This window comes from Acinetobacter sp. 802_lipA (genome assembly GCF_058242885.1).
Window position 1 is genome coordinate 191,506 of the sequence record NZ_JBZAYP010000001.1, and the last position, 11,904, is coordinate 203,409.

Genomic DNA, 11,904 nt, shown 5'->3' on the forward strand with positions numbered 1-11,904 from the left:
AAACACTCTGTACACGACAAATTTCATAGGACCCTTGTCCTATCAGGCTTTTTCTTTCTTAAAATTGCTAGCACTTTCTTAAATTCTTCTTTTTTTCCAAAACCAATCAAACGTAGAATAGCCATTTGAACATAGTCCAAACCGTAGCGAAATAAACTTACTGAAAGTCGTCCATGCTTCTTTATTTTTATCGCTTTTTTCCGATCATGTTGCCATTCACCTGTTAAATAGCACCAACAGAAACCCATAGCTAGCACTGCTATCAATTTCTTGACTCGTCTAGGGTCTGTTAAACGAGTATTTTCAAGATTGAATCCACGTCCTTTGAGACAACTAAATAACGTTTCGATTTCCCAGCGTAATGCATAATCACGAATAGCAGAAGCATTAAACATAGGAGAAACAACAAGTAAAAGTTCTCCATCTTCTAATCGTAGCGCACTAATATACAGTTTCACTCGACCAACCCAAATACGTCGTTTACGACATTCAGTTTGACCAACTTGAAGATGACGAAATAAATCACTAATTTTATGATTCTTGGCTAAGTGATTGGTCACAATAAAGTTTTTTTAACACGTATACAGAAGTTAATGTCATTTTCAATTAACCATGTAAACCATTTCTCACCGATAAATTCTCTGTCTGCAAACACATTCACAATACGATCTTTACCAAAAATGGAGATAAAGCGTTGAATCAAAGCAATACGCTCTTTTGTATCTGAATTTCCACGTTTATTGAGCAATGTCCAAACAATAGGTATCGCTATTCCACGATAGACGATGGCTAACATCAAGATATTGATATCTCGTTTTCCCCATTTCCAATTAGTTCTATCCAAAGTTAATTGGACTTTATCAAATGAAAATATATTGAAAATTAACTGAGAAATTTGACGATAATCGAAATACTGACCTGCAAAGAAGCGTTGTATACGTCGATAAAATGATTGTGGTAAGCACTTGATGGGTAAGGCTTTAGATGCAGAAGAAAGATTACATGTCTGTTTTACAATTAATGCAAGCATAATCAGTGTAAAACATTTTGCATGTGACTTGTTCCACTTTAGATATTTGTTTAAGATGAGATATAACTCATTGAAATGTGTCATCATATTCGTCTTCAGAAAACAAGTATTATGCCATTATTTCAATGAGTTATCTTTTTTTGTCGTGTACAAAGATAAAAACAATAAGCGTGCATAAAAATTCAATCGTATTGTTATGCACGCTTTTACAATCCATCATTTAGATTAATATCAAGCCGTTAAGAATCTTACTGGCATTTTTTTAAATTCTAGGTTTTATTCGATACGCGATAACGTCATCCGCATTAAGAAGTTAAATACGAAACTCCTGAACTGACTGGCATAATCATTCAGGTAGTTTCTTCCCGCAGTGTGGACAATAGGCATATTGCTCACGCTCTTGCCTTAAAGATTCTTCTTTTTGTTCACGAATGAGCTGTAAAATAATATCGTCTGTTTGCTCTTTGGTCAGCCCAACTTCTTTACGAACTTCTTCAATTTTTTCTGTCTCTAAGACAAAATCAATATCGCTATTTTGGATTAATTCTCGAAATCTAAGTTCAAGTTTTTCTTTACGTTGCTCCAGTTCATTGGCTAAACCATTCGCCAAAATACCGGCAGGCAACGCGGCCAAACCTACCCCTAAAATGGTAATAATCGCACCAAGAAAACGTCCTAACGGCGTAATAGGTGTCACATCGCCATAACCCACGGTGGTCAGTGTAACTACGGCCCACCACATTGAAGCTGGAATGGAGCTGAAAACTTCAGGTTGTGCCTGACTTTCAATCAAATACACCCCTGCAGCCGCCATAATGATCATAATCATTAAGATGAAAATAACCGCTTGAAATGAGCCTTTTTCGCGCTCAATGACACGTAATAAAATTTGTAGAGACACAAAGTAGCGGGTGAGCTTGAGAAGTCGAAGCAAACGAACAATTCTTAAGAATCGTAAGTCGAACTGAACAAAGAAGTTTAAATACGCAGGTAGAATAGCCAAAAGGTCGATAATCGCTCCACCACTTTTGACCCAATTTAGGCGGTTTTTCCAATCCGACTCAAAACTATTAGCTTCAGCAACTGACCAAAAACGTAAGAGATATTCAATCGTAAAAACGATGATCGAGAAGATTTCAAAATAATAAAAAAAGTCTTGATACAACACATAGTACTTCTGTACCGACTCCAACAGCACAGCAGCAGCATTACTCATAATCAGTACAATGAGGAAATAGTTCAGCCCTCGGCTTAAGGGTGTCTCATAGTCTTCATTATGTAAATTGTTATAAACAAATTTGCGTAACATGTACCAAGCTGTCAATTTCATTACGATTCTAAGTTATTCTTATCCCTTAAAATTCAGTTTAACCGAACTTAACAGCAAAGTAAGTAAGAAATTTCTGCACGAAATGCCCTAGTTTTAAGATGTTATTCAATATATAACAGTGCTAAGCGAACTTGGTCATAGCCCATACGTGGATTGGTCAGTTCCACAATAGGACGAAGCTTGATCACACCATCTTCGCTAAAGTGTTCTGTTTGCTGACGCTTCATTAAGCGTTTATAAATTTTCCGCACTTGCTCAACTACTTCTTCTCCAGGATGTGCCACGGAAATATCCAAGCCCTGCTCTTTATGCAACTTTGCCAAATGGTTGATAATGGTTGCTGCCGTTAAACCGCGCTCTTGTGCGATATCTGCAATTTCATAACCACCTTCAAACAACTCACGTGTTTCATCGAGTGTTGCAGAAGCATAGTTGGCTTTACCTGCATTACGGGCAATTTTCTTTTCATTACGTTCAATCTCAATTTCATTGAGCGTTCCACCGCAGTGACGAATAAAGGCCTTGTGCTGTGGTTCAAGATCAATGGCCTCAAAATGTGTTTCGGCTTCATCGGACAGTTCTTGGAAGCGGCGGTCTGCCTTAATGGCAAGACTATCTAACTCCAACGCTTGTTCATTAAAACCTAACAACCTTAAACCTTCCAAAGTCTTTAAGCGCGACAAAGCCACATAGCCCTGTCCTTTTTCAAAAGTATGACTAAGATTAATTTCTGCTGCCGCTAAAGTCATCCCTTGTGACTTGTGAATAGTGATAGCCCATGCCAAACGCAATGGAATTTGCTGAAAACTGGCAATGGTTTTGCCTGCATCATTGTCCACTGACCAAGTTTCAGGCTCAACCACCAGTACCGTACCATCAGTCAGTTTGACCTTCGGCAAGATCCCAAAGTCATCATCTTCTTCAAAGCCCACTACTTCGCCTAAGCTACCGTTGATATAGCCCACATCGAAGTTGTTCTTTACAAACATCACTTTGGCATTTTTCTTGAGGGTTAGGTTTTCAGGTGCACGCACAGAAGACTTTAAGGTTTCAATAAGCTTGTCATTGCCATCACACACCGCTTCAAACTGGCGACCTTCATTTTCAATTTCATTCAAATGTTTGAAATTGATGGTGTCCACATCCATATTATGCGTATATAAACGTGTAAAGATTTCCCCAATATCTTGCTGACGTGTGGCTTGTAAAGCCTGCAAGTGCTCAGAGTTAATACTCTGACTGCGAATAGCATTTAGAATATCATTGAGATAATCATTGCCCTGACGGTGCTGCTCGGTCAAATAGCACACACGAAACTTGGCTTCCACCCAAGCATCAGACATAAAACAGAATTTATCGCGATTGCGTTCTTCATTTTTACCGACTGGCGGTAACTGGAAGAAATCACCGGCAACAATCACTTGAATCCCGCCAAACGGCTCTTCACTTTCTTTAAAGAACTTAAGGACTTTATTGACCAAATTGAGTTGCTTAGCATGTAACATCGAAATTTCATCGATGATTAAGACTTGGGCATTTTCTAAATGCTCTTTTAAGTATTTACGTTCTTTCATGCGTTTGAGTTCATCTTCCCCCAACGCATCTTTAATTCCAATGCCAGCCCAAGTATGAATTGTCATCCCATTCATATGCGTTGCGGCAATACCTGTAGAAGCTGTAATCGCCACAGGCACTTTACGAGCTTTTAAATAGTTAATGTATTGGTTCAGCGTATAGGTTTTTCCTGCACCAGCGGAACCGGTTAAAAAGACATTTTCGCCCGCTTTTAAGAGTTTGAGTGCAGTTTCTTGCTTCATAAGACCTATACCATTAATGAACGGCTATAGCCTACCGAGTTTTTGCTAAAAAGTTAAGCAGATCTCGTCACACAGTAAATGATGTGCGACAAATTAGGTCCATTGTTGTTTAATTTTTAAGAGCTGGGTTATTGGGTTTGATTCAGCATGGCAATGAATTGTTCAGCGACGACAACATCATCGGGTAGTGCTTTTTGGTTATTTGGATATTCAAGCTGATCAAATAACAGTTGTCCTGCAATATAGTGACAACCGAGCGTCAAATGCCGCTGTGCGTCGGTATGACTCATATGAAATGCAGCATATTCACGTACAATGATTCGCTCAGCAAAACTGGCTGCTAAGCAATGTTGAAAGCGACGTGACTCAGCAATGATGCGATCAATATCTTTAAGCTCCTCAAACACCCAACTCTCAATAAAATAATAAGCTTCATGGCTGATCGGTTGCCATGAGACATAACCAAGCTTTCGTTTCAGTTCCGCAAGTAACTCTTGGCTATGCAACTGATCATGCCACTGCACAGCCTGATGAAATAGGCTCTTCCATGTGACATTTTTTAAAACCTCCTTTTGCGTCTCAAAATGTTCAGGCAAATAATCGCGCACATAAGCATCAAACACCGAAACTCGTAAAGGAGGCCGATTTAAATAAAACGACTGTCTAAAGCTTTCAATATGCAATTTATGTTGCTTTAACTGAAGATAAAAATCACGGTGTTGTTGCTTGTCTTCGCTAAAATAAACCACTAAGTCTTCAGGAAGTTTCTGCGCAATTTTATCTAGATGCTGAATATAGGCCTGCATTACACGACTTAATTTTGTGTAGACCCGTTTCCCCCATTCGGGCTGTTGTTCGACCACACGGCGCAGCAGTTCGAGCCATTCATCTAAATACAAAATAGACGGGCTGATCGCTATCCGCTGATCATCCATATCTTGGCGTCTATTTTTTAAGACCACATGCTGGTTGGCCTCCAGCTCAAACCAGTGCTGTTGTAAGGCATACTCATAGCAACTTTGTATAAATAAGCGAGCCGCAACATGTTGGAAGTACTTTAAAGTCGTGACAATAATCTCAGGATGATAAGACTGAGTATCGAGATAACTTAAAGCCGTTACGGCAACGCGTATACTACTGTGCTGAATATTTTGACTAACCCAGTCTGTCACCACCGCTTTTTGTTTGAATAACCAATTTACGGTACGGCTTTCATCAAAAATCGGGAGCTTGGCGACCTTCTTTTGCCATGTCTTGGTCTCAGTTTTTAAAAAATGCCGCTTTGCCAACAAATCACGCGATGTCCAAAAATCTCGATGCATAAGCCGCACAAAGCCAAGCATATTGGGCTGCTCTTTAGCATGCGGATATAACAAGTGAATGTCATGCGTATGATCCACCAACTCTTGTAAAGAAAACCGTTCAGGAAATGCCGTTTGTACAATGCGATAAACATACGGATCTAAGAGTTGACTAGCACTACAACACAGCTCGTCATAACTACTCATCAAAGACTGTAGCGGTAAAATATCTTCCGCCTGATCTACATCTAAGTTGCATAAGCGCTGCAACTCGGCCAGCAAACTTCGCTCAGAAGCTGGATCAGCTGTATTGAATTCAACTTGCTGGCATAACTGTTGAAAGAGTTCTGATTGTGTTTCCCGTATTTCAGGCAAAATCATGTGCACGCGACTCGGTCCATCGAACAAAACAAACACTTGTTGAAGAATCAGCTGACGCAGCTGTTTAACTTTATTGCGCAAATACAAAGAATGTTGTGGGGACTGATCACCCACTAAAAACACAATGTCGTGTAAACAAAATTCTTCGAGCGCTTCTGCATAGTGTCCTTGATAAATAAACTGCGGGACACACAGCTCCGCCTGTTCAGCTGGCGCATAAAACTGAATATGAAAACAATGATTTAAAATTTGGATCCGTTGTGTTTTTACGTCGACACTTAAAACGTTTTGCACATTGAGTGTGGAAAGAAAAGCGAATTGCTCGTGATAAAGCTGCTGAATACTCGGAAAAACTTGTCTTAACTGTATAGCAAGACTTTGATATTGCTTAAGCTTATCATTTTGCTCCACGGCTGGCCCTCTTTGAACTTGGCTATTTTCACCACAACTTCAAAACCAATATAAACAAATCCTGAACCACAGGCTATGCCTTTTATCGATAGCCATTCTGTTCGGTGAAGCCATTTCTCCTCATTCCCTTACTCATGGTAGGTATTTGGTAGGTACACAAGTTTTTTGAATCATTCAATACTCTAAAAACGGTAATGAGCACCGATAACAACATAAATAATGGTAGAAGGAATCGCACCATGGCTTTTAAAAATATTGCAGATCAAACGAACGGTTTTTATATCCCTTGTGTTTCACTTTTTGGCCCAGGCTGTGCCAAAGAAATTGGTGGTAAAGCACAAAACCTCGGTGCAAAGAAAGCACTAATTGTGACTGACGCAGGTTTATTTAAATTTGGCGTAGCCGACACCATTGCAGGATATCTCAAAGATGCAGGTGTTGATAGCCACATCTTCCCAGGTGCAGAACCGAACCCAACTGACATCAATGTCCACAACGGCGTGACTGCGTATAACGAACAAGGTTGTGACTTTATTGTGTCCTTAGGTGGTGGTTCTTCGCATGACTGCGCTAAAGGTATTGGACTTGTGACTGCGGGCGGCGGTCATATTCGTGACTACGAAGGGATCGATAAAAGTACGGTTCCAATGACCCCTCTTATTGCCATCAACACCACGGCAGGTACAGCGTCAGAAATGACACGCTTCTGTATTATTACCAATACAGATACCCATGTAAAAATGGCAATTGTAGACTGGCGCTGCACTCCACTAATTGCAATTGATGACCCTAAACTGATGATTGCAAAACCTGCAAGCTTAACAGCAGCAACAGGTATGGATGCTTTAACCCATGCAGTAGAAGCTTATGTTTCAACAGCCGCAAACCCAATCACTGATGCCTGTGCTGAAAAAGCTATTTCAATGATTAGCGAATGGTTAAGTCCAGCAGTTGCGAACGGCGAAAACTTAGAAGCACGTGATGCCATGAGTTATGCACAATATTTAGCAGGTATGGCATTTAATAATGCATCTCTAGGTTATGTCCATGCAATGGCACATCAACTCGGCGGCTTCTATAACCTACCTCACGGCGTATGTAATGCAGTCCTACTTCCACACGTCTGTGAGTTCAACTTAATTGCCTGCCCTGACCGTTATGCACGAATTGCTGAACTGATGGGAGTTAACACCACAGGTTTAACTGTGACAGAAGCTGGATATGCTGCAATTGACGCAATTCGTGAACTATCTGCATCGATTGGTATTCCATCGAGCTTGTCTGAACTGGGTGTGAAAGAGCAAGATTTGGGTGTTATGTCTGAAAATGCGCAAAAAGATGCCTGCATGCTGACGAACCCACGTAAAGCAAACCATGCTCAAGTGGTCGACATCTTCAAAGCTGCACTCACATCTAGTGCTTCAGTGGTCGATTTTAAAGCAGCGGTCTAAGTTCTCTTCTTAACTTTTTGTTTGCTTTGACAATTTAAGTGGAATGAAACAGACGTCCATACTGTTTCATTCAGGTAAGCCTAATCCTTGCTTACCTGTGCACTTAAATTGTCTTTTTTTATTTGTGGTTGACAAAGTTTTGCACTTCATCAAGGATAAGAAAACTCATGACAATAACAACCAGAGCAAATTATGTCAGCAACTCAGACTCATCCTGCGTATACAACTGATGTCCTCGGTGAAGGCTATGAACAATTAAAACTCAGTTTTCCAGACGATTATGAAGGTGCTGTATGCGCAACCCTCGTACGCAAAAAAGCACCGCAAAATACTCAAAAAGCTGTGCTGTATATCCATGGTTTTATTGACTACTTTTTCCAAACCGAAATGGCTGAACAATTTAATCAGCATGGTTATGATTTTTATGCGCTCGATTTAAGAAAATATGGTCGTTCTCACTTGAGCCATCAAAAATATTATAACGTCCGTGATCTCAACGAATATGATGCTGAGATTACCCAAGCCTTAGAGACCATTGGCAATGAAGGCCATACTGCGGTGCTGCTTGCAGGACACTCTACCGGTGGCTTAATCACGACTTTATACGCTGCGCACAATCCTAAGCATCCGCTGATCAAAGCACTTTGGGCCAATAGCCCTTTTTATGATTTTAATATGCATCCCATTAAGCGCAAACTTGGCGTGCCGCAGCTCAGTCGACTCGCAAAGCATTTTCCTGACCTCAAGTTTCCAAGTGAACTGAATAAATGGTATGTACCGAGCCTACATCAAAATGAGCATGGTGAATGGAACTTTGATTTGAAGTGGAAACAACCACGCTATTCTATGGTTCGGATCAGCTTTGTACGTGCAATCCATGAAGCACAGAAAGAAATTCATCGTGGTGGTTTGAAGCTCTCCGTCCCTGCACTCATCATGCATTCACATCAAACGCTTAACCCAAAGAAATGGGGCGTAGCCGCGCAAACCAGTGATGTGATTTTAGATGTTAAAGACATTGAAAAGCAGGCTAAAAATTTACAAGGTGACGTCAGTGTCGTGACCATTCAAAATGGTTTACACGACTTAGTCCTCTCTGCACCTGAAGTTCGTGCTGAAGTTTATGCTGAGCTGTTCCAGTGGCTCGAGCAAAAAATAGTGTAACTACACCTTTCCAAAACAATTCATAATTTTTAAATTTTATATTTCTCAAGTAGCTGATGCGCAGGATGTCCATCCGGAGTCAGCTCAATGAGTCGCTCAACGGCATCAATCGCCTCTGGGTAACGTGCGACATGTTTAAACAACATATCGGTTTCATTGGCTTTAAAAATCGCACTGCTTAAACGTGACTCCAAGCAGTCGCGCCATGCACATAGAAATGGACTTTCTGTTTTAGGCAGTAAAACACCTGAACACAGCTTCAATGCGGTCTCAATATAGGCAGCATCTAAGGCCTGCTCGGCTTGTAAAAAATCGGCCTCAATATGCGCCAAAATTCGATAGGGACGAGATCCCAACATGCCACCAAGCAAGTCACGCAGTTGTGACATTTCGGCCTTAAGTGTTCCCACACTCACCTTGCGCTCACCATATAAGGCCTGATGCAAAGTATCTAAAGTCATACCCTGTGGGCACAACGCCAAGATGGTCAAAATTTCAATTTGTCGCGGTGTGAGGACCATCACTTTGCCATTAAAATGTACTTGTGGTACACCAAAAGCACGGATATATAATTGTTGGCGCTGATATTCTAACAGTGCCGTTTGGATGATAGATGCACAGCGCTCTGCTGCGAGTAGACCAAGGCTATTATGATTTTTCCATGTGGTGGATAAATCAATCACCCCAAGGACGTGTTTTGAGTAAGGGTCAATGATTGGTGCAGCATAACAGACCCAATCATGGATGGAGCTCATGTAGTGTTCATTTGAAAAGACACAACTGGACTGTTGAGTTTTTAAGGACAAGGCCAATGCATTGGTCCCCACCAATTCCTCTCGCCACTGTCCACCTTCAACAAAATGTACACTTTCTGCCGCATTACGCATTTGTCTACTGGACGCACTCCAAATAATGGTACTACCAATATCGCCTACAGCCACCACCATAGACGACTGTTGTGCAATATGTCTCAGTTCATCTGCACAATAACTCAAAGCATGTTGCAACGCTGAACCTTGTGACATGGAACCCTCAGAAATGGGCGCAGCAAAGCGATCTTTTGGAATTTCTGCGGAGTTAGAGCGCTGCCATGAACTTGCAATACTTTTTCCCAATTGTTCAGCTTGTACCGTCGAAATACTGCTACTGGTTCTAAGCTTTTCTATTTCTTGTCTTTTCTGTATTAAATGTTGCATTGCCATCATTCCTTATACTCAAAACAATTCCTGATATACGTCCACTGTATTACTTGGTTGTAAACATTTGTCAAAGCCGTGTAAACCTCCTTCCTTCCAACCTTTTTCCAACCTTATATTAGTTATGCTACTTAAATATTGTACAGATGTACCTTATACCAAAGCTGTAGATGCTTTTAAAAAATCAATAAGCAAAGGAACTTCAATATGCGCTATGTAGACCCTAACCAATCTGGTTCTAAAGTAGAATTTAAAGCACAGTATGACAACTTTATTGGTGGCGAGTGGGTTGCTCCAGTAAAAGGTGAATACTTTGAAAATATCTCTCCTGTCGACGGTAAAGTTTTTACAAAAGTCCCTCGCTCATCTGTAGAAGACATCGAACTTGCACTTGATGCTGCGCATAAAGCCAAAGAACAATGGAACAAATCTTCTCCTACTACACGTTCAAATTTACTCCTTAAAATTGCAGATCGTCTAGAACAAAATCTAGAAAAATTGGCTGTGGCTGAAACATGGGATAACGGTAAACCGATTCGTGAAACACTTGCAGCGGACATTCCTTTAGCCATTGACCATTTCCGCTATTTCGCAGGTTGTATCCGTGCGCAAGAAGGTGGCATTTCTGAAATTGATGAAGATACCATTGCCTATCACTTCCATGAACCATTAGGCGTGGTAGGACAAATCATTCCATGGAACTTCCCAATTTTGATGGCAACATGGAAAATTGCTCCTGCTTTGGCTGCGGGTAACTGTATTGTACTTAAACCTGCAGAACAAACCCCTGCGAGCATTTTGGTTTTAATTGAACTCATTCAAGATTTATTGCCTGCAGGCGTACTAAACGTAGTCAATGGTTACGGCGTAGAAGTTGGTCGCCCATTGGCAACCAATCCACGTATTGCCAAAATTGCATTCACAGGTTCGACTCAGGTCGGTCAATTGATCATGCAATACGCCACTGAAAACATCATTCCAGTGACTTTGGAGCTTGGTGGTAAATCTCCAAATATTTTCTTTGAAGATGTTATGGCGCAAGATGACGACTACCTAGACAAAGCACTCGAAGGCTTTGCTATGTTTGCGCTTAACCAAGGTGAAATCTGTACGTGCCCATCGCGCGCTTTAGTTCAAGAAAGCATTGCAGATAAATTCCTTGAAATGGCAGTTGAACGTGTAAAACGCATTAAAACGGGTCACCCGCTCGATACAGAAACGATGATTGGTGCGCAAGCTTCACTTGAACAACAAGAGAAAATCTTGGGTTGTATCGCAACAGGTCGCGGTGAAGGTGCACAAGTACTAACAGGTGGTAGTGAGCGTAATGAAGTGGGTTCTGGTTTCTATATTGAACCAACCATTTTCAAAGGCACCAATGACATGAAAATTTTCCAAGAAGAAATTTTTGGGCCTGTACTTTCAGTGGCAACATTCAAAGACTTTGACGATGCAATTAAAATTGCCAACGACACTATTTATGGTTTAGGCGCTGGTGTATGGTCACGTTCAGCACATACCTCTTACCGCGCAGGTCGTGCAATTCAATCGGGTCGCGTTTGGACCAACTGTTACCACATCTACCCTGCACATGCCGCTTTCGGTGGCTATAAAAAGTCAGGGATTGGTCGTGAAAACCACAAGATGATGTTAGAACATTATCAACAAACTAAAAACTTACTTGTGAGCTATGCAACCAAGCCTATGGGCTTCTTCTAAGCACTTAGCTTATTCGTATACAGTTCTCTATGTGTTTAGGGTGATTCGTTACCCTAAACATTTCTCCATCAAACATCAAACATCAAACATCAAACATCAAACAT

General features: G+C 41.0%; 8 protein-coding genes. 3 read left to right on the forward strand and 5 right to left on the reverse strand.

Annotated elements, in window-relative coordinates; all coding sequences use genetic code 11:
* Window positions 1-23: 23 nt before the first annotated feature.
* The 4 genes from AC4CU3_RS00965 to AC4CU3_RS00980 all read right to left on the reverse strand — a co-directional run bounded on the left by AC4CU3_RS00965 (window position 24) and on the right by AC4CU3_RS00980 (window position 6,270).
* Window positions 24-1,114, reverse strand: a protein-coding gene (locus tag AC4CU3_RS00965) for an IS4-like element ISAba33 family transposase (RefSeq protein WP_155115347.1) whose coding sequence is annotated in 2 segments (ribosomal slippage) — window positions 24-574 and window positions 574-1,114 — 1,092 coding nt in all. Because the reading frame shifts where the segments join, the coding sequence is not laid out codon by codon here.
* Between the two features lie 262 nt (window positions 1,115-1,376).
* The gene (locus AC4CU3_RS00970; RefSeq protein WP_279043788.1) at window positions 1,377-2,360 is read right to left on the reverse strand and encodes an ion transporter; all 984 of its coding nucleotides are present in this window, start codon (window positions 2,358-2,360) and stop codon (window positions 1,377-1,379) included.
* Between the two features lie 101 nt (window positions 2,361-2,461).
* Entirely contained in the window at window positions 2,462-4,177 is a 1,716-nt protein-coding gene (locus AC4CU3_RS00975) for an AAA family ATPase (RefSeq protein ID WP_178927914.1), read from the reverse strand.
* A gap of 128 nt (window positions 4,178-4,305) precedes the next feature.
* Complete coding sequence (locus AC4CU3_RS00980; protein ID WP_335998194.1) at window positions 4,306-6,270, reverse strand: hypothetical protein; 1,965 nt, start codon at window positions 6,268-6,270, stop codon at window positions 4,306-4,308.
* Between the two features lie 239 nt (window positions 6,271-6,509).
* On the opposite strand from AC4CU3_RS00980, the gene mdh reads away from it, so the two are divergent.
* Window positions 6,510-7,721 (forward strand): iron-dependent methanol dehydrogenase, encoded by a 1,212-nt coding sequence (mdh, locus tag AC4CU3_RS00985; protein WP_279740925.1) that lies wholly within the window; start codon window positions 6,510-6,512, stop codon window positions 7,719-7,721.
* Between the two features lie 192 nt (window positions 7,722-7,913).
* Window positions 7,914-8,885 (forward strand): alpha/beta hydrolase, encoded by a 972-nt coding sequence (locus AC4CU3_RS00990; RefSeq protein WP_490737927.1) that lies wholly within the window; start codon window positions 7,914-7,916, stop codon window positions 8,883-8,885.
* A gap of 29 nt (window positions 8,886-8,914) precedes the next feature.
* Here the strand turns inward: AC4CU3_RS00990 and AC4CU3_RS00995 are convergent, their stop codons facing one another.
* On the reverse strand, window positions 8,915-10,090 hold the full coding sequence (locus AC4CU3_RS00995) for a helix-turn-helix domain-containing protein (RefSeq protein ID WP_010326873.1): 1,176 nt from the start codon (window positions 10,088-10,090) through the stop codon (window positions 8,915-8,917).
* A 198-nt stretch (window positions 10,091-10,288) separates the two neighbouring features.
* Here AC4CU3_RS00995 and exaC point away from each other — a divergent pair, with 198 nt between their 5' ends.
* Window positions 10,289-11,800 carry an acetaldehyde dehydrogenase ExaC gene (exaC, locus tag AC4CU3_RS01000; RefSeq protein ID WP_078388662.1) on the forward strand — a complete coding sequence of 504 codons (1,512 nt, stop codon included), beginning with the start codon at window positions 10,289-10,291 and terminating at the stop codon, window positions 11,798-11,800.
* Window positions 11,801-11,904 lie beyond the last annotated feature (104 nt).